Source organism: Novosphingobium sp. SG754 (assembly GCF_013149315.1).
GTDB lineage: Bacteria > Pseudomonadota > Alphaproteobacteria > Sphingomonadales > Sphingomonadaceae > Novosphingobium > Novosphingobium capsulatum.
Genome location: NZ_JABGCC010000001.1, coordinates 476,349 through 500,002, shown reverse-complemented (window position 1 = coordinate 500,002; position 23,654 = coordinate 476,349). Strand labels below are relative to the sequence as shown.

Genomic DNA, 23,654 nt, shown 5'->3' with positions numbered 1-23,654 from the left:
CCATGTCGTTGGTGGAATGGCCGGTTGCAAGATGCTTGCGGTCTATGCCACTCCCGCGCGGTGACCAGCCCTGCCCCGCTCATTTCCGCCCGCGCACTCACCCTTTCCCTTGGCCGTGACGCCGCCCGTGTCGATATTCTCAAGGGTCTGGACCTTGCCGTGATGGCCGGGGAAACCGTGGCCCTGCTGGGGCCATCGGGCTCGGGCAAGTCATCCCTGCTGGCCGTGCTGGCCGGGTTAGAACGCGCCAGCGGCGGCGTACTGTCTGTGGCCGGCGCGGATTTTTCCACGCTCGATGAAGATGGCCTTGCCACCGCGCGGCGTGGGCGCATCGGCATCGTGCTCCAGGCGTTTCACCTGCTGCCAACGATGACCGCGCGCGAGAATGTCGCCACGCCGATGGAACTGGCCGGCATGGCCGATGCCATGCCGCGGGCCGAAGCGGAACTGGCCGCCGTGGGCCTGGCCCACCGGCTCGATCACTATCCCGGCCAGCTTTCAGGCGGAGAACAGCAGCGCGTGGCCATTGCCCGTGCGCTCGCCCCGCGCCCGGCGCTGCTGTTTGCCGATGAACCGACCGGCAACCTCGATACCGCGACCGGCACAGCCGTGGCCGATCTGCTGTTCGATCGCGCGCGCCAGGCCGGGGCAACCTTGCTGATGGTCACGCACGATGAAGCGCTGGCCCAGCGCTGTGGCCGCATCCTGCGCCTGGCCGATGGCCGCATCGTGGCGGACGAAACCCGATGACCGCCACGGCGCTGGCCGGCGACACCCAAAAACGAGGCCTGGGCTGGGGCACGGCCTGGACACTGGCCCGGCGGGGATTGGACTGGAAATTCAGGGGCTTGCGCCTGCTGGTCGTCTGCCTGGTGCTGGGCGTGGCGGCACTGGCCGCGATCGGCACGCTGACCGATGCCGTGCGCGGCGAACTCGATCAACGCGGCCAGGCGATGCTGGGCGGCGATGTGGAGGTGGAACTGGCCGGGCGCCAGGCCTTTGCCCCGGAACAGGCGGCCTTTACCCGCGCTGGCACGCTCTCGATCGGGGTGCGCATGCGGGCCATGGCCACCGTGCCCGGCAGCGATGGCACTGCCGTGCCGATCGAACTCAAGGCAGTGGACGGCGCCTGGCCGCTCTATGGCCGTTTCACCCTGGCCGATGGCCGCGCGGTGGGCGCGCCCGACGCCACAACCGCTTGGATCGCGCCGGGCGTGGCGCAGCGGCTGGGCGTGTCCACTGGCCAGCCCTTGAAGATCGGCAGCGCCACATTCCGCATCGGCGGGGTGATCGCGGACGAGCCTGACCGCCTGGGCGAGGGTTTTGGCCTGGGCCCCACGGTAATCATCAGCCGCGCCGGGCTCGATGCCACCGATCTTGTTCAGCCCGGCGCCATGGCGCGCTGGAAATACCGCCTGCGCCTTCCCCCCACCGCCCAGCCGCACGCCGTAGCCGACGCCCTCACCCGCCAGTTCCCCAATGCCGGGCTGGAACTGCGCACGCGTGACAAGGCCTCGCCCGGGCTCGATCGCTTTGTTTCGCGAATGGGGCAATTCCTGGCGCTGGTGGCGCTGGCCGCCTTGCTGATTGCCGGCATCGGCATTGGCAATGGCGTGGCCTCCTACCTTGAGGCGCGGCGCGGGGCGATCGCCACGCTCAAGATCCTGGGCGCCACCGGGGCTGACATTGCACGGATCTATCTTCTGCAACTGGGCCTGGCCACGCTGCTGGCAATCGGCCTTGGCCTGGCGCTGGGGGTGGCGGCCACCCCGCTGATCGGCCTGGCGCTGAAAGATCTTTTGCCGATCCCCGCCGGCCTGGTACTGGCGCCCGGTGCGCTCGCCCTGGCCGCGCTGCAGGGCGCGCTGATTGCCGCCACCTTTGCCGCGCCGCCGCTGCTGCGCGCCCGTGCCGTGCCGGCCATGGCGCTGATGCGCGGCCGCCTGGTGCCCCCGCGCGACGGCTGGCGTAGCCGCGCGCTCGCCATGGGCATTGGCCTCGCCACGATTGCCGCCATTGCGGTGGCTGGGGCAGAGCAGCCCTGGCTGGCCGCCGGTTTCCTGGCGGCGGCGGGCGGCGTGTTGGCCCTGCTGGCGGCGCTGGGCTGGGCATTGGTGTGGCTCGCCGCCCGCCTGCCGCGTCCGCGCCACCCGATCGCGCGGATGGCTCTGGCCAACCTGCACCGCCCCGGCGCGCAGACCGGGGCACTGGTCACCGCGCTGGGCTTTGGCATGGCGGCGTTCGTGCTGCTCGCCGGGGTGCAGACCAGCCTTGACACCAACATCGCCGCCCGCGTGCCGCAACAGGCGCCCGACTATTTCGTGCTCGACGTGCCGCCCGCCGGCCTGCCCGCTTTTGAACGCGTGGTGCGCGGCGCGGCGCCTGCTGCGCGCATCCGCACCGTGCCGGCGATGCGCGGCACGATCGTGGCGTTCGGCCCGGCCGATCACATGATCCGCGTTGCCGATCTGGTGCGCATTCCCGATGATGCCTGGGCGCTGCGCGGTGATCGCGGGCTGACCTTTGCCGATGCCCTGCCCGAGGGCAACGTCCTGACCGCCGGGCGCTGGTGGCCGGCCGGCTATCGCGGCGAACCGCTGGTGTCGGTGGATGAAAAGCTGGCGCAGGCCATCCATCTCAAGCTGGGCGACACCATCACGGTATCGCTGCTGGGGGTGGAACGCAGCGCGCGCGTCGCCTCGTTCCGGCGCATCGACTGGGACAGCTATGGCTTCAACTATGTCCTGGTGTTCAGCCCCAATGCCTTGGCCGATGCCCCCTATAATCTTGCCGCCACGATCGAACTGGGCAAGGCGCAGGGCAATCCGGCCGTGTCGCGCGCGATCCTGTCAGGCCTGGTGCGCGCCCTGCCCTCCAGTTCGGTGATCGAGGTGGGGCCGGTGCTGGCGCAAGCGCGCAACCTTTTGGGACAGATGGCGGTGGCGATCTTTGCTGCCGCCAGCGTGGCGATCCTCGCGGGCATGGCGGTGCTGGCCGGCGCCATCGCCGCCGCGCGGGCGCAACGGCACTATGACGCGGTGGTGCTGCGCGTGCTGGGCGCCGGATCGGGCCAGTTGCTGGTGCTGGTCTTGGCCGAACAGGCTTTGCTGGCCGTGTTGCTGGCCGGTGTCGCGCTGGGGCTCGGCACCGCAGGCGCCTGGGCGGTGGTGACGCAGCTGTTCGATTTTGCCTGGCTGCCCGGCTGGGGCACCATCCTGGCCGTGCTCGGCGGCGCGCTCGCGGTGGTGATGGCCATGGCGCTGGGCGGGTCGCTCGGCGTGTTGCGCACGCGGCCCGCCCAGGCGCTCAGGGAATTGTAATCACTGGAAAACGTCGGCTTCGTAGGGGTTCTTGGGGTCAGAGCCATAGCGGTTGGAGCCGCGCGTGCCGTCCAGGCACATGAACACCAGCAGCGCGAACCAGCCCAGGATCGGCAGGAAGATCAACAGAAACCACCAGCCCGAACGATCGATATCGTGCAGGCGCCGCACCGACACCGCCAGGCTGGGGATGAAGTTGAACAGCGCGAACAGCCCAGACAAGGCATCACCCACGCCGTTGAGCTGGGTGCTGCCCCCGGTATACCAGCCCATTGTGGTATAGGTGGTGCGGCCGAAAACGATGGTCAGCGCCAGGTTCACCAGCAGGCCAAACAGCGTGAACATCCAGTATTCCTTGCGGCGCGATCGGCCAGCGAACTGGAAATAGCGGCGATAGGGCAACAGCATCCAATTCATGCGCAGTTCTCCTGGCGGTTTCAGCCAAACACGTCGGTCAGATCGCGGTTCTTGGGATCGGCACCATAGCGGTTGGGCCCGGGCGTGCCGGGCAGGAACATCATCACGAAAACGATCAGCCCGCCAACGTAAGGCACGAAGCTGATCAGGTAGAGCCACCCCGTGCGGTCCTGGTCATGAAAGCGGCGAATACACACCGCCATATGCGCCCACGCCCAGACCAGCACCAGGATCGCCATCCCGGAGATGGCAACGATATCCCAGCGGTTTGTTTCCGGTGCAGCGGCTTTGTCCCAAAGATGCACCGGCATGAACACGCTGAAGAAAAGCAGGAACACTGCGATCCCCGACAGCACCAGCGAGAAGAACTCCCGCCGTCGCGAGCGCCCGCGAAACTCGAACATGCGCCTGTAGGGCAGGATCAGCCAGTACACGAATACCCCCATCGCTCACCGGCCGATGCCGGTTGGTCGCCATGGGCAAACAGCCAGAAAAATATCGACATGACAAGAAAAAGGGGGCCGCCAGGCAGCCCCCTTGCAAGTCTTGCGCTTCGCGTCCGGGTTAGAAGCGATAACGCACCGATGCACCATAGGTGCGCGGCTGGTTGGTGTAACCCGAAATAGCCAGAGGCTGGGCCACCGAATCGAAAACCTTGGTCAGTGTGCGGTTGTTGGTCAGGTTGCGCACCCACAGCGTAAATTCGGTGCGGGCGCCGGGGGTCAGGCCCAGCGCGGCATTCACTTCGTCGATGCGCCGCTTGTATTGCGCCGACGCGGCGATCGCGGCGGCCGTGCCCAGATCAAGGAAACCGGGCAGTCCCTCTTCCGTGATCACCGGGCTTTCATGATGGAAATCCGCCCGCACGAACAGCCGCGCGGTGCGGCCCAGGCAGTGCTCGTATTGCCCCGCCAGGGTGAACGACAGGGCGGGAATGCCGGCCGGCCGCCGGCCAGACAGATCGCCTACGGCCGACATCGTGAAATCCTGGTACAGCGGATCGAGCCAGGTCGCGCTGCCCGAAAGCGTCAGGCCCGGCGTCGGGCGCAGCACGGTTTCCACCTCCACCCCGCGCACGCGCTCCTTGCCGGCGTTGACCAGCGCAAAACCGGTGCCGGTAAAGACGTTGGACTGAAAGCCGCTGATGGTCTGGTCGAACACGGCGATATTGGCCGTGGCCAGCCCCCATTGCGCCTTGAGGCCCAGCTCATAAACGGTGGTGCGTTCCGGCCCGGCAAAGCGGGTGGCATAGGTCTGGTTGACCTGGGCCAGGCCGGCGGCCTCCAACGCGGCCTGATCGGCCGGAAACGGGCGGCTGTCGCGCGAAAGGTTGATCGAGCTGGCCTTGAACCCGGTGGCGACGCTGGCATAGGCGTGCACATGCCGGTTGAGCATGACCGTGGCACGCGCTGTCCAGGTCAGTCGCTGGTCATGCGTGCGGCCCGGCTCCACCGCATTGGGCACGTTCACATAGGGCGGGAACAGCTGCAGGCGGCGCAGGGCGCCAAGCGGATTGGCCGCCGGGTTGTTGGCATTGGCCGCAGCGCGCCCCAACACGGCGGCATAGCCCTGGGGATCGGCCTGGGCAAAGGCCGCGATCGCCGCCGGGCTCTGCGGATTCACGCCACGCGCGCGAAAACCGGCGGCGGCCAGCAGTTGCTGCCGGAACGGGGCATAGGCGCGACCGTCAAGGTCCACGCCGGCAAAAGCGTCGGTGGTTTCGCCGACGATTGCATAGCGCTTGGTATCGCTGGTAAAGGCAGCACCCGCCGTCAGCGTGAGCGCGCCACCGAGCTTGAGATCGCCTTGAAAAAATGCCGAGAACGCCTCGTTACGCAGGCGATAGCGTTCGTTGGAACCCTGCCCGCTGGCAAAGAAGCGGCCGGCATAGCGGGCGGGATCGCCGTCCAGGCCGCCCAGCACCTGCTCCAGCAACGGCACGCTCAATGCTCCGGCACTCGCCCCCTGCACCAGCAGGTTGGCATAGGCGCGCATGTCCCGGCCAAAGGCGATGGCATTGCGCTGGTCCAGCGCCTCGTTGAAGTAATAGACCCCGGCGAGCGCGTTGAACGGCCCGGGCAGGTCGGTCGCCAGGCGCAGTTCCTCGGTAAAGGTCGACAGCGTCAGGTCTTGGGCATTGCGCGCCAGCATCTGACCGCTGGTGAAATCGGAATCCTGGTTGGTGGCCGAGGTCAGCCGCCGCCACGCCGAAATCGCCGTCAGCTTGAACCGGCTGGCCTTGTAGTCGAGCTGACCGGAAAAGCCGTAGTTGGCGATGCGGTTGGTCGAATCGAAATTCCACCAGGCCTGATCGGCATAGATCGCATCGGGCGCATTGACCTTGCCGCCCACTGCCAAGACCGCCTGCGTCGCGGCCGAGGACTGGACATTGACCGGCGCGCAGCACACCTCGTCGATAAGGCCATAATCGCCGATCACCCGCAGCGACAGATCGTCCCCCGGCTGCCACAGCGCCTGGCCGCGCATGAACCAGCGGTTGCGGCCGTTGCTGCGCTGGCCGCTATCGGGATCGACGATAAAGCCATCGCGCCGGTTGCGCCCGGCGGCCACGCTCACCGCCAGGGTATCGGTCAAGGGACCAGTGACCAAACCCTTGAACACCTGGGCGTTATAGTTGCCATAGCTCGCCTCGAAATCCGCGCCAGGCGTGAACTGCGGCAGGCGCGTAATGATCGAGATGACCCCGGCCGACGCGTTCTTGCCGAACAGCGTGGATTGCGGGCCGCGCAAGACTTCCACCTGCTCCACATCGGGCAGATCGGCAATCTGCGCTGCCGTGCGCGAGCGATAGACGCCATCGACAAAGACCCCGACCGAGGGTTCGATTCCGCTGTTGTTGGCGCCGTTGCCAAAGCCACGGATGTAGATGTTGACGTTGGCCGGGCTCTGCAACTGCTGCATCGACAGCGAGGGCACCAGGCTGGTCAGATCCTTAAGATCGCGGATCTGTGCCCGCGCGATGGCCTCGCCGCTGGCCACGCTGACCGCCACCGGCACGTCTTCCAGGCTGGCTGCGCGCTTGGTCGCGGTGACGACGATAGTGCCATCTGCCCCCTCGCCGCTTGCGGCCACCTCGGCCGGGCCATCGCCGGCAGCATGGGCGGTGGGCGCGATGGCTAGGCCAAGCGGCAGCCAAGCGGCCGTAATCAGCAGCTTGCGGTTTACCGCAAGCCGGCGCCGCCGTGCATCATCGCTGTGTTCGCCCCGACCCTGCATGTCTTGTGGTATGCGCGCCCTGTTGACCGCGTGGCTGGCAACACCCCCCGTGTCGCGCAGCCTCGCCGCGTCCTTTTGCTAGCGCGGTTACATTCGGCCATAAACCGCAATCCGTGTCATTTCCGGGCATTTCGGCCGGATTTGGCGGCGTTTTGGCGGTACTGTTGCGCCTGCGCCACATCATCGCGGCAGGCTCTTTTGCCGCTCGCCCTTGTGGCAACGCACAATAACGAGTAAGCGCGCGCCCAAGTGCGGCCAGAACCGAGATGACGGGATGTTCCCGACACAGCGCCTGCTGCAAGCTCCAGTATCCCGGCCGCACGTTACGGTCTGTCGAAGAAAGCCTTTCATGTCACTGCCCTTGCGCAATATTGCGATCATCGCCCACGTCGACCACGGCAAGACCACGCTGGTTGACCAGCTGTTCCGCCAATCCGGCACCTTCCGCGACAACCAGCGCGTGGAAGAACGCGCGATGGATTCCAACGACCTGGAAAAGGAACGTGGGATCACCATTCTGGCCAAGTGCACCTCGGTGGAATGGACCAATCCGGCCACCAACGAGACGACGCGAATCAATATCGTCGACACCCCGGGCCACGCCGACTTCGGCGGCGAAGTGGAACGCATCCTCTCGATGGTCGATGGCGTGATCCTGCTGGTCGACAGCTCGGAAGGCGCGATGCCGCAGACCAAGTTCGTCACCGGCAAGGCGCTGGCGCTGGGCCTCAAGCCGATCGTGGTGGTCAACAAAATCGACCGTCCCGATGGCCGCCCGCAGGAAGTGCTCGACGAAGTGTTCGACCTGTTCGTCAGCCTCGATGCCAACGACGAGCAGCTTGAATTCCCCGTGCTCTACGCTTCGGGCCGCAACGGCTATGCCGGCAACGACGAAACCGTGCGCGAAGGCAACCTGCTGCCGCTGTTCGAAAAGATCGTCAGCCACGTGCCGGCCCCGTCGCTCGACGTCGATGGTCCGTTCAGCTTCCTCGCCACCCTGCTCGATCGTGACAACTTCATGGGCCGCGTGCTGACCGGCCGCGTGCAGTCGGGCACCATCAAGCTCAACCAGCCGATCCACGCGATCGATCGCGATGGCAAGGTGCTGGAAGTGGGCCGCGCTTCGAAGATCCTGTCGTTCCGCGGCCTGGAACGCGTGCCGGTGGAAGAAGCCCGCGCCGGTGACATCATCGCGCTCGCCGGCCTCGAAAAGGCGACCGTGGCCAACACCGTGGCCGATCCTTCGGTCTCGACCCCGATTGCCGCCCAACCGATCGACCCGCCGACGCTGGCGATGCGCTTTTCGGTGAACGACAGCCCGTTTGCCGGCCGCGAAGGCGACAAGGTGACGAGCCGCATGATCCGCGACCGCCTGATGCGCGAAGCGGAAACCAACGTGGCCATCCGCGTCACCGAAAGCGCCGACAAGGACAGCTTCGAAGTGGCCGGCCGCGGCGAACTGCAGCTGGGCGTGCTGATCGAAACGATGCGTCGCGAAGGCTTTGAACTGGGCATCAGCCGCCCGCGCGTGCTGTTCGGCACCGACGAGAACGGCCGAACCGAGCCGTATGAAACCGTGCTGATCGACGTGGACGACGAATTCTCGGGCACGGTCGTCGAAAAGATGCAGCGCCGCAAGGCCGAGCTGACCGACATGCGTCCCTCGGGCGCCGGCAAGACGCGCATCACTTTCTCGGCTCCGTCGCGCGGCCTGATCGGCTACCACGGCGAATTCCTGTCCGACACGCGCGGCACCGGGATCATGAACCGCCTGTTCGAAAAGTATGGCCCGCACAAGGGCGCGATCGAAGGCCGCCAGAACGGCGTGCTGATCTCGAACGCGACCGGCGAAGCGGTGGCCTATGCCCTCAACAGCCTGGAAGACCGCGGCGTGCTGTTCGTGCGCCCGCAGGACAAGGTCTATGAAGGCATGATCATCGGCGAAAACGCCAAGCCCGACGATCTCGAAGTCAACCCGATGAAGTCCAAGCAGCTGACGAACTTCCGTTCGACCGGCAAGGACGACGCGATTCGCCTCACCCCCCCGCGCATCATGACGCTGGAGCAGGCCATCGCTTATATCGACGACGATGAAATGGTCGAAGTGACCCCCCAGACGGTGCGTCTGCGCAAGGCGATCCTTGATCCCAACGAGCGCAAGAAGGCCAGCCGCAAGAAGGAAAACGCCTGATTTTGCGGCCCTTTGCGGGCCAGGCTTGATCAGCGAAAAGGGGCGCTCCGGCAACGGGGCGCCTTTTTTCATGTCTGTCATTGCCTGAACAAAGGTTTCATCGCCGGTTCAGCGCGTGTTGCATAAGGTTGCTGCAACGAACCCCGCTGCGAGCATCAGGCTCTTTTGGACAAGGCAGCGGGTTGGAGACGAGCCATGAAGCTTTTGAGCAAGGTTCTGCTGGCCGGCGCCCTGGGCGCCACCGTGATGGCCACTGCCGCCCCGGCAGAGGCCCATGGCTGGCATCGTGGTGGCGGTGGCGCCGGTCTGGCGATTGGCGCCGGTATCCTGGGCCTGGCCGTGGGTGCTGCGATCGCGTCGGACCATCCGCACCGCGGCCATGTGGTGGAAGAAGGCTATGCCCCGCCGCCCCCGCCGCCGAGCTATTACTATGAAGGCCCGGCCTATTATGGCGGCTATTATGCCCCGCCGCCGCCGCCCCCGCGGACCTATGTCTATCGCGAAGTCTATCGCAGCGGCCCGGCCTATTACGGTTATGGCGGTTATCCGCGCTGGCATCGCGGCTGGTAAACCCGCCGCCAGCATAGCGTGAAACCCTGACAGGCGCGCCCGTCGGACCAGTCCGGCGGGCGCGTTGCCATTTGGCGCCTTGGCATTTGTCGCCACCGGCCTCTCGCCATCCCGCCCCGCGCCCGCTATGGCGCCGCCATGACGAGTTCCCACCCCGTGAACCAGACCACACCTGATCCTCAGGCACTTGATCTTCGTACTATGACGGCCACTGGCCGGCTCGACGGGCTGCGCATCGCGCTGTTCAGCGGCAACTACAACTATGTCCGCGATGGCGCCAACCAGGCACTCAATCGCCTGGTCGGGCATCTTATGCGCCAGGGTGCACAAGTGCGGGTCTATTCGCCCAAGGTGGAAAATCCGGCGTTCGAGCCCACCGGCACGCTGATCGGCATTCCTGCCCTGGCCGTGCCAGGCCGCGGCGAATATCGCGTGCCGATCGCGCTGTCGGGCCGGGTGCGGCGCGATCTGGCGGCGTTCGATCCGCATGTCGTCCATGTCTCGTCGCCCGATGTTGCCGCCCACCGCGTGGTCACCTGGGCGCGCCGGCGCAGCCTGCCGGTGCTGGCCTCGGTGCACACCCGGTTCGAAACCTATTTCCGCTATTACAACATGGCCTGGCTGGAACCGGTGATCGAGGCCATGCTGCGCCGGTTCTATCGCCGCTGCGACGCGCTGGTTGCCCCGTCGGAATCCATGGCCCAGGTGCTGCGCGAGCAGCGCATGAACTATGACATCGGCATCTGGTCACGCGGGGTCGATCGCGACATCTTCACGCCCGAGAGGCGCAGCATGGAATGGCGCCGATCGCTGGGCCTGGCCGATGACGATGTGGTGATCGGCATTTTCAGCCGCCTGGTGATGGAAAAGGGGCTCGACGTCTTTTCCGACGCGATCGACGAATTGAAGCGACGCGGCGCCAAGTTCCGCGTGCTGGTGATCGGCGAAGGTCCGGCGCGCGAATGGCTGGAAACCCGCCTGCCCGACGCGGTATTCGCCGGCTTCCTGTCTGGCGCGGATCTGGGCCGGGGCGTGGCCAGCATGGACGTGTTGTTTTTCCCTTCCGTCACCGAGACGTTCGGCAATGTCACGCTCGAGGCGATGGCCTGCGCCCTGCCCGTGGTGGCGTCTGCCGCCACCGGCAGCCAGAGCCTGGTCGACGATCATGTCTCCGGCCGCCTGATCACGCCGGGCGCGGTGCATCAGTTTGCCGAAGCGCTGCGCGCCTACGTGGAAAACCCGCAGCTGCGTGCGCAGCATGGCGCGGCAGGTGAACTGCGCGCCCAGGAATTCAGCTGGGACCGCATCAACCAGGCTGTGGCCGATACCTATGTTCGCCTGGTGCGGCAGAAGCGCACGCGCAAATAGTCAGCGGCGTGCGTTCAGCGCACGATGCGATAAAGCACGCTGCCGGGCGTGCGCCGCACCGGCACCGCGCCGGCCACCGGACGCACGGCAGCCGTATCGATGATCCAGATGTAATCGAACGCCACGCGCGGCAGCTGCGCCAGGCGCTGGCTGATCGTGTTGGGCTTGGCGCAGTCATCGGGTTTGGCGAATTCGGAATCGTCGGTGGCAAATGCCCCAGCCAATGGCGCCTTTACCTGGAGCAGATGGCCGCCGGGCACCATCCATTGCTCGTTGGAAAAGGCATGGCGCCGCGCGATGGCATAGCCACCCAGATGCGTGCGCCGCTCTCGCTGCCATGGCAGGATCGATACATTGCAGCTTTCGAGCACCAGCGACGCAACGCGGCTGCCGCGCGGCACCGCATCAAGCGCCACCAGGTCTGACGCCATGGTTTGCCCGGCCAGCCATAGACTAAGGACATTGCCCAGCAGGCGCGCAACGGCAAATCCCACCCCCAGCCATGCCAGACTTGCCCAGCGCAGCCAGCCGGAATCCGGGTAGCGTGGCGAAGCCGCAACCAGCGCCACCATCAGCATGATGGGTACAAGCCGCATGTCGACCAGGCTGGCACCGATCAACGTGGCGGGCAGCAGGACATAGGCCAGGGCCAGAACCGCGCACCCCCACCACAAACCCATGGTGCCCACACGCCTGGCGCGGTCCACCCCTGTGCGGCGCAGCCCCCACCACACCAGCCCCAACAGCAACACGGCGCCCGCCACGTCCCACACGAGCCAGCGATCGCGCAGCGGCATCAACGGGTACGTGAGCTTTAGCGCGGGGTTGAAGAAATCCTCGGTCGGCCCATGTCCGCTGGGTGGCAGCGGCCAGACGATCCGCAAGATCAGCGGCGCAGCCAGGCAACTGGCCGCCAGCCCGGCATCCCAGCCAGCCCGGCACAGCACGCGCCCCCTGCCCTTGCGCGATGCATCGGGCTGCCAGCGCCGGGCAAATTCATCCATGCCGGCAAACACACACAGCAGAACCCAGGCCACCAAGTGGCACGTCCACAGCAATGCGGAAACCGGGATGAATAGCGCCCAGCGCGCCGCAATCCAGCCGCGCCGCCCCATGGCAATCCACAGCGCCAGGGCAAGGGTTGCAAGCGCCTGGCCCAAGGCAAAGTTGAGGAAGCCGAACTGCAATGGATAGCTATAGGCCAAAGGCAGCGCAAACAGCACGAGCGGCGTGATCCTGCCATGCAGGCTGCGCGCCAGGCAGAAAATCCCCAGAACCTGCAACACCGGAATGGCGACGGCCACCGCCCGCAAGGCGGGCTCAAGGCCCAGCCACGGCGCCAGCACTTCCATGACGAGATCGACCCCAAGATTGGGGATAAGGTTCCAGTGAAAGCTGTACCATCGGCTGAGGTCGGCCGAGCGACCGTGATCGACCTGCACCGCATAGTGCCCGAGATGGCCCGCCAGGTCGGTCAGCGGCACCACGGGCGGCAGGGCCAGCGGCAATGCGGCCAGCAGCATCGCGACCAGCCAGAGCCACTTGGCCTGGAGCCATTGCGTGGTGATCAGTTCATTGGAAGGAAACGCCGCGATCTCGGCCGCGTGCAACCGGGCAATGGGTTCATCGGTTACAGGCATCACTGGCAGGATCACGTACTTTCAAGTCTGCCCCGGACTTAAAGCGACGCAAACTGTCTGGCAATTCCAATCGTGTCCCCCACCAAGGCGCCGGAGCGGCCTGTTGGCCACTCCGGCGTGGTGTCATCACAGCCGCTCGATCTTGCGCGCGGCCTCGTCCAGAATGTCGGCTACCGCGAGCGCCGTGTCGTTGTCGAACGAACCGCCCGCCACGCGCTGGCGCAAGGCCAGGGCCAGGTTGGCAAAGGCGCGGCGCACCGGCGGGCTGGCTTCGCGGGCGCCGGCTTGCGCCAGGCTGGTCAGCCGATCGACGATGACCTTGAGTTCCTCGGTCTTGCCGGCCAGTTCGGCGCGGCCCGCGTCGGTCGCGGTAAACGCCTTGCGCGTGCCTTCGCCCGCTGCCTCGGCAATCAGGCCTTCGTCCACCAGCAAGGCCAGGGTGGGATAGACCACGCCCGGGCTCGGGGCATATTGCCCGCCGGTCAGGTCTTCCACGGCCTTGATCAGTTCATAGCCGTGGCGGTCCTGCTCGGCGACCAGGCTCAGCAGCAAGAGGCGCAATTCGCCCGCGGCGAACATGCGCCCACGGCCACCCCGGCCACGGCCGAACGGCCCACCGCCGCCGCGGCCGCCCCGGCCGCCACCAAACGGGCCGCCGCCGAAGGGACCACCATCAAAGGGGCCTCCACCGAAAGGACCACCTTCATCGTCAAAACGGCCGGCAAACTTGCGCACCATGCGCTCGGCGAACCGGCCGCCGCCGCAGTGGCCACCATGGCCTTCGCCAGCGCTTCCGCGCCAGCCACCGAACTTGCCCCGTGCGGGGCGTTCACTATCAAATCGCATCGTTATTCCTTTCATCACGATGCAGCTAAGATATATCTTAATAGCATCTACGCAAGACCCTGGCTAAAATTTTTCGAGAAATTTTCGCGCGCAGGCCCTATCTCGGTGCCGCATGGCCGATCTGTTTGCCCCGCCACCCCAGGAAACCCCGCGATCCCAGCCGCTTGACCACGGCCCGCTGGCCGACAGGCTGCGCCCGCGTGCGCTTGACCAGGTGATCGGCCAGGGCCACCTCACCGGCGCGGAAGGGGCGATCGGCCGCATGGTCGCCGCCGGCAAGCTCTCGTCGATGATCCTGTGGGGGCCACCGGGCACCGGCAAGACCTCGATCGCGCGCCTGCTGGCCGATGCCGTGGGCATGCGCTTCATCGCGATCAGCGCGATCTTTTCGGGCGTGGCCGATCTGAAGAAGCTGTTTGCCGAGGCCGAAGCCATGGCGCTGGCCGGGCGGCGCACGCTGCTGTTCGTGGACGAGATCCACCGCTTCAACCGCGCCCAGCAGGATGGCTTCCTGCCGGTGGTGGAAAACGGCACGATCACCCTGGTCGGTGCGACTACCGAAAACCCCAGCTTTGCGCTCAACGCCGCGCTGCTCAGCCGTGCACAAGTGCTGATCCTGCACCGCCTCGACGCCGCCGCGCTGGAAGAGCTGCTGCGCCGCGCGGAAGAGGAAACCGGCCTGGCCCTGCCGCTGACACCCCCCGCGCGCGAGGCGCTGGTCGCCTCGGCCGATGGCGATGGGCGCTTCCTGCTCAACCAGGTCGAAACGCTGCTCGATGTCGATCTGCCCGCGCCGCTCGATCCCGAAGGCCTGTCTGCCTTCCTGATGCGGCGCATGGCGGTGTACGACAAGGACCGCGATGGGCACTACAATCTCATTTCCGCCCTGCACAAATCGTTGCGCGGGTCCGATCCGCAGGCAGCGCTCTATTGGATGGCGCGCATGCTGGTCGCGGGCGAAGACCCGATGTACGTGCTGCGCCGCCTGGTGCGCTTTGCCAGCGAAGACATTGGCCTGGCCGACCCTCAGGCGCTCACTCAGTGCCTGGCCGCCAAGGATGCCTATACCTTCCTCGGCTCGCCCGAGGGGGAACTGGCGATCGTCCAGGCCTGCCTCTATTGCGCCACCGCGCCCAAATCCAACGCCGCCTACGGCGCGATGAAGGCGGCATGGAAAGCCGCGCGCGACACCGGATCGCTCAGCCCGCCGGCGCATATCCTCAACGCTCCGACCAAGCTGATGAAGGACATCGGCTATGGCAAGGGCTATGCCTATGACCATGATGCCGCCGATGGCTTCTCCGGCGCCGACTATTGGCCCGAAGAGATGGCTGCCCAGGCATTCTATCGCCCGGTCGAGCGCGGGTTCGAGCGCGAGATCGTCAAGCGGCTGGACTGGTGGGACCGCAAGCGGCGCGAGCGGCGGGGCGACGCGCCGATCGAGGACGAATGAGCCGCTTTGCCCATTTCGTGGCGATCGACTGGTCAGGCGCGGCGGGAGAGCGCCACAAGGGCATCGCTCTCGCCCACTGCACAATCGGTGACACGGCCCCCGGGCTGGTGCGCCCCGGCCACCGCTGGTCGCGGCAAGAGGTGCTCGACTGGCTGCTGCACCACCTGCCGTCGGATAGCATGGTGGGCATGGACCTGGGCCAGTCGCTGCCCTTTGCCGATTGCGGCGCGTTCTTTCCCGGCTGGGACGCGAGCCCGGCTGACGCGCGCGCGCTGTGGGCCATGGTCGATACGCTGTGCGCGGACGAGCCGCATCTGGGCGTCAACGGCTTCGTCGATGCCACCGAGCCTTCGCGCCATTTCCGCCGCCACGGCGGCCGCTGCGGCGATCGCTTTCCGGTCGGACGTGGCCGCCTGCGCGTGACCGAGCGCGCGCAAGAGGCGATGGGCTGCAAGCCATACAGCAATTTCAACCTGGTCGGCGCAGCGCAAGTGGGCAAGTCCAGCCTCTCGGGCATGCGCGTGCTGCACCGCCTGGGTGGACAGATCGCGGTCTGGCCGATCGATCCCCTGCCCCCGCAGGGCAGCGTGGTCTGCGAAATCTATACCACCATCGCCGCCATGGCAGCCGGCCGCCCTGCCAGCCGTTCCAAGATCCGCGACGGCGCCAGCCTCGACCACGCCCTCGCCACGCTGGGCAGTGCCCCCTTTGGCCACGCCGGCGCGATCGACGATCACCAGAGCGACGCCCTGATCACCGCCGCGTGGCTGCGCACCGTGGCGCACACGCCCGCCCTGTGGCACCCCGCCGCCCTCACCCCTGAAATTGCCCGCACCGAGGGCTGGACGTTCGGGGCCAGTTGAGGCTATGCGCGAAACCCACGCACCAATGCCGGCTTAGCTCAGTTGGTAGAGCACCTGCTTTGTAACCAGGGGGTCAGGGGTTCGATTCCTCTAGCCGGCACCATTTTTGCGCCCACCACATCCACCGCGTCACGCATGCCATCGTCACCCAAGAAATTTGGGATGGACGCTGTGGGGCACCTATGGTGAGCAAGGGGCATGGCAGCCCCGGAACCTGCACCCGTCTCGCTTGCGGCACTGAACGACAAGGAACGCGAGGTCCTGCGCCTGTTGACGGCGGGGCACACGGTCAAATCCATCGCGCTGCAACTGGGCCGGTCGGAAGCCTCGATCAACGAGCGGCTGCGCGATGCGCGGCGCAAGACCGGGGTGGGCAGCAGCCGCGAATTGGCGCGGATGCTGGCGGCCCAAAAAAGTTGGGACAGAAATCCTGAGCTTACCGGCCCGGGCAAGGCGCCCGATACGGCAGCGGCGCCCCGCATCGTCGGGCGCCGATGGTCGAAAGGATTGCTTGCCATGCTTACCGCACTTTCGCTTGCCGCCGCAGGCCTGCTGGTTTCCACCGGACAGGTGCTGCCGCCCCGCACCGGGGCCGTCCTGCCCGCTCCAACGGCGCAGGCGACGGCGGCCAAGGCCCCCCCTGCCCAGACTATGCCGCTGCTCGGCCGCTGGTCGCTCGATGTGACGCGGATTCCCGCCGAGGAGCGGCCGCAGAAGGTCACCATTGCCTTCGCCAAGGCCGCCGACGGCCGCTGGACAACCATGGTCGACATGATCGGTCCTGATGGCACCGCCCACAAGGCGGAATCGACCGCGGCGCTTGATGGCGTGCCCGCGCCGGTGACGGGAACGATGGATTTCATCGACACGGTATCGCTGCGCCAGCCTGCGCCCAACACGCTGGTGATGACCCTGGGCAAGAACGGCGCCCCGGTTTCTACGCGCGTCTATGCGGTCGCCAAAGACCAGCGATCGATGACTGAAACGATCATCTGGCCCGGCAATGCCATGCCCGGCCTCGAAACCACCACCTTCCACCGCGTGGAGTGATCGCCCGCAACGCGCCGCCGTTCCCGGCCGCCTTGTTGCCGCGGCTGGCCCACGATGGGTTGACGCGGGCGGCCGGGAAGGCGAGGCAAGAGGCATGAACCAGCCCCCCTCGATGCTTCACGATGGTTTTCTGCTGCTTGGCTTTGCCATGGTCTTCGTGCTGGTGTTCCGCCGGCTGGGCCTGGGGGCCACGCTGGGCTACCTGCTGGCGGGTGCCGTGGTCGGGCCGCAGGTGCTGGGCCTGGTGGGCGAGGCCGAGCAGAAGCTGGGCATTGCCGAACTCGGCATCACGCTGCTGCTGTTCCTGGTCGGGCTGGAGCTGAACCCGTCGCGGCTGTGGCGGATGAAGCGCGATATCCTCGGCCTGGGGCTGTTGCAGGTGGTGCTGTGCGGCGCGGCGATCACGGCAGTAATCAACTTCGGCACCGATTTCAGCCTGACGGCCGCCATCGCGCTGGGCCTGCCGCTGGCGCTCTCGTCCACCGCGCAGGTCTTGCCGATGCTCCAGGCCTCGGGTCGGCTGCGCACGCCGTTTGGCGAGCGGACCTTTGCCATCCTGCTGTTCCAGGATCTCTCGATCATTCCCATGATCACGCTGATCTCTGCGCTCAGCCGCAATCCGGCCGATGCCAATGGCCCGCCGGGCTGGCAACTGGGGCTTTATACCGTGCTGGCGATCGCCGGGCTGATCCTGGCCGGGCGCTATCTGATACGGCCGCTGTTCCGCCTGATCGGCAACCTGGGCGAGCGCGAGATGTTCGTGGTGGCCGCGCTGTTCACGGTCATGGCCTCGGCCGCAGTGATGGAAGCGCTGGGCCTGTCGACCGCGCTCGGCGCGTTCATCGCCGGGGTCATGCTGGCCGACAGCCCCTATCGCCACGAACTGGAAGCCGATGTCGAGCCGTTCCGCTCCATCCTGCTCGGCCTGTTCTTCCTGGCCGTGGGCATGATGCTCGATCTTCATGCCATTGCCGAGCGACCGCTGTTCGTGATCGCCATGGCGCTGTCGCTGGTGGCGGTGAAGGCAGTGGTGATCATGGGCATCGGCCTTGCCTTCCGCATGCCGTGGCGCGGCGCGCTGGCGCTGGGCCTGCTGCTGAGCCAGGGCGGCGAATTCGGCTTTGTGCTGTTTGCCCAGGCGCAGCACGCGCAGTTGATCGCGCCCGAGGCGGCCAGCCTGTTTGGCGCGATCGTGACCCTGTCGATGGCCACCACGCCGTTCCTGATGGCGCTGACCAAGCCGCTGCGCAACGATCCGCGCGCGGTGAAGGGCGAACGCCAAGGGCCCACCGGCGACGCGGCGAATGCGCTGATCGTGGGCTATGGCCGCTTTGGCCAGACCGTGGCGCAGATGCTCAACGCCAGCGGCCTGACGGTTACGCTGATCGATACCGACGTGGAAATGATCGACGTCGCCAGCAATTTCGGGGCCAAGGTCTATTTCGGTGATGGCACCCGGCTCGACCTGCTGCGCCAGGCCGGCGCGGACGAGGCCGCGCTGATCCTGTTCTGCATGGATGGCGACCAGATGGACGCTGCCGCGCTGGAAGCTGTGCAGCAGGCCTTTCCCCAGGCGGCGCTCTTCGTGCGCGCGTTCGATCGGCGCGCGGTGGTGCGGCTGCGCGGCTCCCCGGCCAAGTGGGTGATCCGCGAAGTGATGGAATCGGCGGTGAAGATGGCGCGCCTGGCCTTGGCCGAAACCGGAGTGAGCGAGGAAATCATCACCCGCGCCGAAGACATGTACCGCGCGCGCGACAAGGAGCGGCTCAAGATCCAGATCGAAGGCGGCGACCTGCGCGCCGCACGCGAACGGATCATTACCGAGCCACAGGCGCAGGAAAGCTGATTTTGCTCAGCCCTTGCGCGTCGCCTCGAACGCGTTGCGGGTCTTGAGGCTGGGATCTTCGGTCCACGGTTGTTCGGGCCAGCGATGGCGCGGATAGCGCCCCTTCATGTCCTTGACCACATCGCGCCACGATCCGCGCCAGAACGCGGGCAGATCGGCCGTGGTCTGGATCGGCCGCCCGGCCGGTGAGGTCAGCGAGAGCAGCAGCGGGCGCGGCGGCTGGCCGATGGTAGGATGGCGATCGAGGCCGAACAGTGCCTGCACCCGCAGTTCCACCGCCGGACCGCCTTCGTGGGCATAGTCGATGGCATGGCCGGACCCGGCGGGCGAGCGATAGTGCGGCGGCGCCAGCCGATCGAGCGTCTGCCGCTCGTTCCAGTCCAGCCGGTTTTCCAGCGCCTCGTGCAGCTTGCCTGCCGCGATGGCCAGATCGCGCCGCCCGGCCAGCAAGGGGGCCAGCCATTCCTCCAGATCGGCGAGCAGGGTCGCTTCGTCGAGCGCGGCCAGCCCGGCATAGCGGGCGCGGGTCAGCAGCGCTTGCGCCGCAGCGCCCAGCGGCAGCGCCGCCAGCCCTTCGCGTCGCACCACATCAAGCAGCAGCGCCGTAACCGCTGCCGGCTGTGGCGACGGATCGGGCACGCGCGCCAGCACGATCGCGCCCAGCCGCCGCTCCAGCCGGGCTTCCACCCGGCCCTCGCCGGCGTTCCATGTCAGGGTGTGGCGCTGGTCCATGCGGTGGGCCAGCCAGGTGGTGACGTCGTCCTCGTCAAGCGCCAGCGCGCTCATGATGCGGGCGCCCTTGGCCTCTCCCTGCGCATCGCCGATCACCAGCCAGCGCGCGGTGGCCAGCGGAGAGGCGGGATCAAGGCGATAGCCGCGCCCACCGGCCGAAAGCCATTCCTCTCCGCTGGCGCCGCGCGCGCGGGCGATGCGATCGGGAAAGCCTTCGGCGAGCAGCACCGCTAGCGGCGGCCTTGCGGCGTTGCGCTGGCGCCCTTCGACGGGCTCAGGGCGAACGGAACCTTGGGACATGCCCTCCCCCCCGTTCGGGCTGCGCTTGTCGAAGCCCCCCCGCGCCGCCCGTTCCGCCATATTGGCCCAGCGCGCGGCCAGCTTGCGCGAAGCATCGGCCCGCGCCCCGCGATCGCCCTGCCAGCGATCGAACCGGCGGGCGAGATCATCGCCGCTGCCGCCAAGGCCGCGTTCCTGCAAAAGCAGCGCCAGCCGTGCCGCATCCTGCGCCGCGCCATGGCGGGCGGCAAACAGCAGCATGTGCGCCAGCGCCGGCTCCATCGGCAGGCTGGCCATGGCGCGGCCGTGGGCAGTGATGCGCCCTTCCCCATCCAGCGCGCCCAAGGCGGCGAGGCTGGCCTGCGCGGCGGCCATCGCCGCAGCCGGCGGCGGATCGATCCAGGCCATCGCCGCCGGATCGCCCGCGCCCCATTGCGCCAGAGTCAGCGCCAGGGGGGCCAGATCGGCATTGAGGATTTCGGGCGGATCGAACGGCGCACGCCCGGCGTGGGCGGCTTCTTCCCACAGGCGATAGGCCACGCCCGGGCCCTGGCGCGCGGCACGCCCGGCGCGCTGCGCGGCGGCGGCCTGGCTGGCGCGGGTGGTGACCAGGCGGGTCACCCCTGCCACCTTGTCAAACTCTGCCCGGCGCGAAAGTCCCGCATCGACCACCACTGCCACGCCATCAAGCGTCAACGAGGTTTCGGCAATCGCCGTCGCCAGCACGATCCGGCGCCGGCCCTCGCGATCGCGGCGGATCGCGGCACGCTGACCTGCCGGATCGACCTGCCCGTGCAGCGGCAGCACCAGCGCGTGGGGCAGACGCTGCGCGAGGATTTCGGCCGTGCGATCGATGTCGCGCACGCCGGGCAGGAACGCCAGAATGTCGCCTGTCTCTTCGCCCCAGGCCAGGGCAATGGCATTGGCCACGGCCTGCTCGGTGCGTAACTGCGGACTGCTGCCCAGCCAGCGAATGCGCAAGGGATGGGCCTTGCCGGCGCTTTCGATCACCGCCGCCTGGCAGTTCGCATCCGCGCCCATCAGCCCGGCAAAGCGCGTGCCGTCGAGCGTGGCCGACATCACCACCACGCGCAGATCCTCGCGCAGCACGCCTTGCGCTTCCAGCGCGAGCGCCAGGCCAAGGTCGGAATCGAGATGCCGTTCGTGCGCTTCGTCAAACAGCACGGCCGAAACGCCGGTCAGTTCGGGATCGGCCAGGATCGTGGCGACAAAGATCGCCTCGGTCATCACCAGCACGCGGGTGCGTGCCGATCGCTTGCTGTCGAGCCGGGTGAGATAGCCGACCGTCTCGCCCGGCGCCTCGCCCAGCAGGTCGGCCATGCGCTCGGCCGCAGCGCGCGCCGCCACGCGGCGGGGCGACAACAGGATCACCGTGCCGGTACACCACGCCTCGCCCAGCAAGGCCGTGGCCACCGTGGTCGTCTTGCCCGCGCCCGGCGGCGCGATGAGCACGGCATTGGGGCCGGCGGCCAGGGCAGCGAGCAGTTCGGGCAAGACGGCGTGGATGGGCAGATCGGTCACCCGCCTGCCCTTATCGCCTTGGCCCGGCCTTGGCGAGGGCCGGCACAGCGTGCCACCAAGGCCCCGCTACATCACCCTTGCGCGCGCAGCTTTTCCAGTTCCTGCTGCTCGGCAAAAGCCTCGCGCAGGCGGCGGAACGGCCCGGCCATGACATATTGGTAGAACGGCGCTGTCGCGGGATCGAGCCCGGCCTTTTGCGCATAGAGCGCGACGATGGCATCGGAATCGGCGATGAAGCGGCCCGGCTCCACTTCCAGCGTGGGAAAGGTCACCTTGTCGAGATGCGGCGCCAGAGCCGCACGGATCGGCGCTTCGTCCTCGTCACCGGGCCAGAAGGCCCGCAGGTCCACGCTGTCGAGCTGCCCGGCCTCGGCCAGGAAGGCGACCGCCTTGAGGCAGAACGGGCACGAACGCTTGAGATAGAGGACGGGACGGAACGGGGTCGCAGTCATGAGCCATGCCTTTATGCGTTGGGAAACAAGCCAGTAGCGCCGAATCGGGCCAAACTTCCCATGAGGACCGATGCGACGCGGTCAGAACCATGATACCACAATGGGCAACGGTGCCCGATCGCGGCACGGCCTGCCCCGAGAGGACCCATGTTTCTTGACCTGAAAGATCCGTGGCCGCCAGCCCCACCCAATCGCCAGCCCGAACCGGCGCCCAGGCTCACCCCGCGCCGGCAGCGCATCGTGGTGGTGCTGGTGGCGATCAACCTGGTGATGATGCTGATCGGCCCGCTGGCCGGATCTTCGGTGATCGAAGGGCTGGTGCACGTATTCCGCTGAAGCGGCGCAGCACCAGGCTTCGTCACGCCCTGATCAATACCGCCGCGCCACCGCAAATTCGGCCGCTTCGCCCATCGCCGCCTTGGCCGCGCTGGCGGGGAAGCCGGCAATGGCATCGATCGCGCGCTGGGCATAATGGCGCGCCCGCTCGCGCGTGGCATTCACCGCATCATGCTTGCGAATCAAGGTGATGGCATGGGCCAGATCAGCGTCGCTGTTGCGATTGCCGGCGATGGCATCGCGCCAGAACCCGCGCTCTTCCTCGTTGCCGCGCGCATAGGCCAGGATCACCGGCAGCGTCATCTTGCCCTCGCGGAAATCGTCGCCCTGGTCCTTGCCCATTTCCGAAGCGTCGGAATCATAGTCGATCGCGTCGTCCGCCAGCTGGAACGCAATGCCCAGGTTGCGGCCATAGGCGTCGAGCGCCAGTTCGTCTGCCTCGTCCCGCTCAGCCACCACGGCGGCAATGCGGCAGGCAGCGGCGAACAGGGCGGCGGTCTTGGCGTTGATGATCGAGAGATAGCGTTCTTCGCTGGTTTCCACCTGGCGCTGCGCCACCAGCTGGTCGACCTCGCCCTCGGCAATCACGGCCGATGCGCCCGACAGGATGCGCAGCACCTTGATCGAGCCATCCTCGACCATCAGTTCAAAGCTGCGCGAGAACAGGAAATCGCCCACCAGCACGGTGGCCGGATTGCCATAGATGATGTTGGCGGCCTTCTTGCCGCGCCGCATGTCCGATCCATCAACCACGTCGTCGTGCAGCAGGGTGGCAGTGTGGATGAACTCCACCGCTGCGGCCAGCTTAAAATGGCGGCTGCCGCCATAACCCAGCAGCGCCGCCCCGGCGAGCGTGAGCATGGGGCGCATGCGCTTGCCACCGCCGGCGATGAGATGGCCGGCCAGCGCCGGGATCAACGGGATACGCGATTGCATGCGATCGAGAATCACGGCGTTGACGCTGTTCATGCCGTCGGCCACCAGCGCCATCAGCGGCGCCAGCGAGGGTTCGGCCTTGCGGGGGAGCGTATGGAGGGTAGCAGTCATTGCTGCCCGCTTGGCGCGTGGTGCACGGCTTGGCAAGTCGCAAGTTGCACGGTAGCGGCAGAGCGACACTTTTGCATACCCCACTGACAAAGGCCCGAAAGCACATGAGCGCATCCGCCGAAGGCACCGATCCGGTTCTGGCCGGCTATCGCCAGAGCATCGACAACATCGATGCCGCGATGATCCACATCCTGGCCGAACGCTTTCGCATCACCCAGGCCGTGGGTGCCTACAAGGCCGAAAAAGCCTTGCCCGCCAGCGATCCTGGCCGCGAGGAGCGCCAGATCGCGCGCCTGCGCAAGCTGGCCGAGGATGCCCGGCTCGATCCGGAATTTTCCGAAAAATTCCTGCGCTTCGTGATCGAGGAAGTGATCCGCCACCACAAGCAGGCCAAGGCCGCGCAGTAACCCGCGCGGCGGTTCCCTGCCCTAAAGGGCGCCCGCCACCATTCTCCCCTCCTCTAAA

19 protein-coding genes and 1 tRNA gene are annotated in these 23,654 nt (G+C 67.1%); 12 read left to right on the top strand and 8 right to left on the bottom strand.

Annotated elements, in window-relative coordinates:
- Nucleotides 1-60: 60 nt before the first annotated feature.
- Both FHW97_RS02280 and FHW97_RS02275 read left to right on the top strand, forming a co-directional pair.
- Complete coding sequence (locus FHW97_RS02280) at nt 61-750, top strand: ATP-binding cassette domain-containing protein (protein WP_171794306.1); 690 nt, start codon at nt 61-63, stop codon at nt 748-750.
- Nucleotides 747-3,320 carry an ABC transporter permease gene (locus tag FHW97_RS02275; RefSeq protein ID WP_171797880.1) on the top strand — a complete coding sequence of 858 codons (2,574 nt, stop codon included), beginning with the start codon at nt 747-749 and terminating at the stop codon, nt 3,318-3,320. The genes FHW97_RS02280 and FHW97_RS02275 overlap by 4 nt, the downstream gene beginning before the upstream one ends.
- Here the strand turns inward: FHW97_RS02275 and FHW97_RS02270 are convergent, their stop codons facing one another.
- The 3 genes from FHW97_RS02270 to FHW97_RS02260 form a co-directional block, all read right to left on the bottom strand.
- Nucleotides 3,321-3,737, bottom strand: coding sequence for a DUF805 domain-containing protein (locus FHW97_RS02270; protein ID WP_171797879.1), 417 nt, complete (start codon nt 3,735-3,737; stop codon nt 3,321-3,323).
- Between the two features lie 20 nt (nt 3,738-3,757).
- A complete protein-coding gene (locus FHW97_RS02265; RefSeq protein ID WP_054130640.1) occupies nt 3,758-4,183 on the bottom strand; it encodes a DUF805 domain-containing protein in 426 nt (141 codons plus the stop codon).
- A gap of 118 nt (nt 4,184-4,301) precedes the next feature.
- Nucleotides 4,302-6,974: a TonB-dependent receptor gene (locus tag FHW97_RS02260; protein ID WP_171797878.1), complete on the bottom strand. Its 2,673-nt coding sequence runs from the start codon at nt 6,972-6,974 to the stop codon at nt 4,302-4,304.
- Nucleotides 6,975-7,323: 349 nt separating this feature from the next.
- Here FHW97_RS02260 and typA point away from each other — a divergent pair, with 349 nt between their 5' ends.
- From typA to FHW97_RS02245, 3 genes are all read left to right on the top strand, one after another.
- Nucleotides 7,324-9,165: a translational GTPase TypA gene (typA, locus tag FHW97_RS02255; RefSeq protein WP_022677908.1), complete on the top strand. Its 1,842-nt coding sequence runs from the start codon at nt 7,324-7,326 to the stop codon at nt 9,163-9,165.
- 195 nt (nt 9,166-9,360) lie between these two features.
- Nucleotides 9,361-9,735, top strand: coding sequence for a hypothetical protein (locus FHW97_RS02250; protein ID WP_171797877.1), 375 nt, complete (start codon nt 9,361-9,363; stop codon nt 9,733-9,735).
- Between the two features lie 201 nt (nt 9,736-9,936).
- On the top strand, nt 9,937-11,103 hold the full coding sequence (locus FHW97_RS02245; RefSeq protein ID WP_171797876.1) for a glycosyltransferase family 1 protein: 1,167 nt from the start codon (nt 9,937-9,939) through the stop codon (nt 11,101-11,103).
- Nucleotides 11,104-11,117: 14 nt separating this feature from the next.
- On the opposite strand, the gene FHW97_RS02240 is transcribed toward FHW97_RS02245, so the two are convergent.
- Together FHW97_RS02240 and FHW97_RS02235 are read right to left on the bottom strand one after the other, a co-directional pair.
- Nucleotides 11,118-12,743, bottom strand: coding sequence for a hypothetical protein (locus FHW97_RS02240; protein WP_171797875.1), 1,626 nt, complete (start codon nt 12,741-12,743; stop codon nt 11,118-11,120).
- Nucleotides 12,744-12,869: 126 nt separating this feature from the next.
- Nucleotides 12,870-13,589, bottom strand: coding sequence for a PadR family transcriptional regulator (locus FHW97_RS02235; protein WP_107715917.1), 720 nt, complete (start codon nt 13,587-13,589; stop codon nt 12,870-12,872).
- A gap of 112 nt (nt 13,590-13,701) precedes the next feature.
- Between FHW97_RS02235 and FHW97_RS02230 the strand changes: the two genes are divergently transcribed.
- From FHW97_RS02230 to FHW97_RS02210, 5 genes are all read left to right on the top strand, one after another.
- Nucleotides 13,702-15,042 (top strand): replication-associated recombination protein A, encoded by a 1,341-nt coding sequence (locus FHW97_RS02230; RefSeq protein ID WP_171797874.1) that lies wholly within the window; start codon nt 13,702-13,704, stop codon nt 15,040-15,042.
- Nucleotides 15,039-15,905, top strand: coding sequence for a hypothetical protein (locus tag FHW97_RS02225; RefSeq protein WP_171797873.1), 867 nt, complete (start codon nt 15,039-15,041; stop codon nt 15,903-15,905). Before FHW97_RS02230 ends, FHW97_RS02225 begins: the two co-directional genes overlap by 4 nt.
- 27 nt (nt 15,906-15,932) lie before the next feature.
- Nucleotides 15,933-16,008, top strand: a tRNA-Thr gene (locus FHW97_RS02220).
- A 95-nt stretch (nt 16,009-16,103) separates the two neighbouring features.
- Nucleotides 16,104-16,955: a helix-turn-helix transcriptional regulator gene (locus FHW97_RS02215; protein ID WP_171797872.1), complete on the top strand. Its 852-nt coding sequence runs from the start codon at nt 16,104-16,106 to the stop codon at nt 16,953-16,955.
- Between the two features lie 94 nt (nt 16,956-17,049).
- Nucleotides 17,050-18,801 (top strand): cation:proton antiporter, encoded by a 1,752-nt coding sequence (locus FHW97_RS02210; protein WP_168351604.1) that lies wholly within the window; start codon nt 17,050-17,052, stop codon nt 18,799-18,801.
- Nucleotides 18,802-18,807: 6 nt separating this feature from the next.
- On the opposite strand, the gene hrpB is transcribed toward FHW97_RS02210, so the two are convergent.
- Together hrpB and FHW97_RS02200 are read right to left on the bottom strand one after the other, a co-directional pair.
- Nucleotides 18,808-21,354 (bottom strand): ATP-dependent helicase HrpB, encoded by a 2,547-nt coding sequence (gene hrpB, locus FHW97_RS02205; protein WP_171797871.1) that lies wholly within the window; start codon nt 21,352-21,354, stop codon nt 18,808-18,810.
- Nucleotides 21,355-21,425: 71 nt separating this feature from the next.
- Nucleotides 21,426-21,806, bottom strand: a complete 381-nt coding sequence (locus FHW97_RS02200) for a glutaredoxin (protein ID WP_169041985.1) — start codon at nt 21,804-21,806, stop codon at nt 21,426-21,428.
- Between the two features lie 147 nt (nt 21,807-21,953).
- On the opposite strand from FHW97_RS02200, the gene FHW97_RS02195 reads away from it, so the two are divergent.
- Nucleotides 21,954-22,142, top strand: coding sequence for a hypothetical protein (locus FHW97_RS02195; RefSeq protein WP_107715930.1), 189 nt, complete (start codon nt 21,954-21,956; stop codon nt 22,140-22,142).
- A 33-nt stretch (nt 22,143-22,175) separates the two neighbouring features.
- Here the strand turns inward: FHW97_RS02195 and FHW97_RS02190 are convergent, their stop codons facing one another.
- On the bottom strand, nt 22,176-23,189 hold the full coding sequence (locus tag FHW97_RS02190; RefSeq protein WP_022677958.1) for a polyprenyl synthetase family protein: 1,014 nt from the start codon (nt 23,187-23,189) through the stop codon (nt 22,176-22,178).
- A 104-nt stretch (nt 23,190-23,293) separates the two neighbouring features.
- Between FHW97_RS02190 and FHW97_RS02185 the strand changes: the two genes are divergently transcribed.
- Complete coding sequence (locus tag FHW97_RS02185; RefSeq protein ID WP_022677957.1) at nt 23,294-23,596, top strand: chorismate mutase; 303 nt, start codon at nt 23,294-23,296, stop codon at nt 23,594-23,596.
- Nucleotides 23,597-23,654: the final 58 nt, after the last annotated feature.

What these genes read in the sequence shown, in the direction of transcription:
- FHW97_RS02275 (WP_171797880.1), top strand. Translation starts at nt 747, where the DNA reads ATGACCGCCACGGCGCTGGCCGGCGACACCCAAAAACGAGGCCTGGGC.
- FHW97_RS02245 (WP_171797876.1), top strand. Translation starts at nt 9,937, where the DNA reads ATGACGGCCACTGGCCGGCTCGACGGGCTGCGCATCGCGCTGTTCAGC.
- FHW97_RS02215 (WP_171797872.1), top strand. Translation starts at nt 16,104, where the DNA reads ATGGCAGCCCCGGAACCTGCACCCGTCTCGCTTGCGGCACTGAACGAC.
- FHW97_RS02270 (WP_171797879.1), bottom strand. Translation starts at nt 3,737, where the DNA reads ATGAATTGGATGCTGTTGCCCTATCGCCGCTATTTCCAGTTCGCTGGC.
- FHW97_RS02210 (WP_168351604.1), top strand. Translation starts at nt 17,050, where the DNA reads ATGAACCAGCCCCCCTCGATGCTTCACGATGGTTTTCTGCTGCTTGGC.
- FHW97_RS02225 (WP_171797873.1), top strand. Translation starts at nt 15,039, where the DNA reads ATGAGCCGCTTTGCCCATTTCGTGGCGATCGACTGGTCAGGCGCGGCG.
- FHW97_RS02250 (WP_171797877.1), top strand. Translation starts at nt 9,361, where the DNA reads ATGAAGCTTTTGAGCAAGGTTCTGCTGGCCGGCGCCCTGGGCGCCACC.
- FHW97_RS02195 (WP_107715930.1), top strand. Translation starts at nt 21,954, where the DNA reads ATGTTTCTTGACCTGAAAGATCCGTGGCCGCCAGCCCCACCCAATCGC.
- FHW97_RS02230 (WP_171797874.1), top strand. Translation starts at nt 13,702, where the DNA reads ATGGCCGATCTGTTTGCCCCGCCACCCCAGGAAACCCCGCGATCCCAG.
- FHW97_RS02265 (WP_054130640.1), bottom strand. Translation starts at nt 4,183, where the DNA reads ATGGGGGTATTCGTGTACTGGCTGATCCTGCCCTACAGGCGCATGTTC.
- FHW97_RS02260 (WP_171797878.1), bottom strand. Translation starts at nt 6,974, where the DNA reads ATGCAGGGTCGGGGCGAACACAGCGATGATGCACGGCGGCGCCGGCTT.
- typA (WP_022677908.1), top strand. Translation starts at nt 7,324, where the DNA reads ATGTCACTGCCCTTGCGCAATATTGCGATCATCGCCCACGTCGACCAC.
- FHW97_RS02240 (WP_171797875.1), bottom strand. Translation starts at nt 12,743, where the DNA reads ATGCCTGTAACCGATGAACCCATTGCCCGGTTGCACGCGGCCGAGATC.
- FHW97_RS02200 (WP_169041985.1), bottom strand. Translation starts at nt 21,806, where the DNA reads ATGACTGCGACCCCGTTCCGTCCCGTCCTCTATCTCAAGCGTTCGTGC.
- FHW97_RS02185 (WP_022677957.1), top strand. Translation starts at nt 23,294, where the DNA reads ATGAGCGCATCCGCCGAAGGCACCGATCCGGTTCTGGCCGGCTATCGC.
- FHW97_RS02235 (WP_107715917.1), bottom strand. Translation starts at nt 13,589, where the DNA reads ATGCGATTTGATAGTGAACGCCCCGCACGGGGCAAGTTCGGTGGCTGG.
- FHW97_RS02190 (WP_022677958.1), bottom strand. Translation starts at nt 23,189, where the DNA reads ATGACTGCTACCCTCCATACGCTCCCCCGCAAGGCCGAACCCTCGCTG.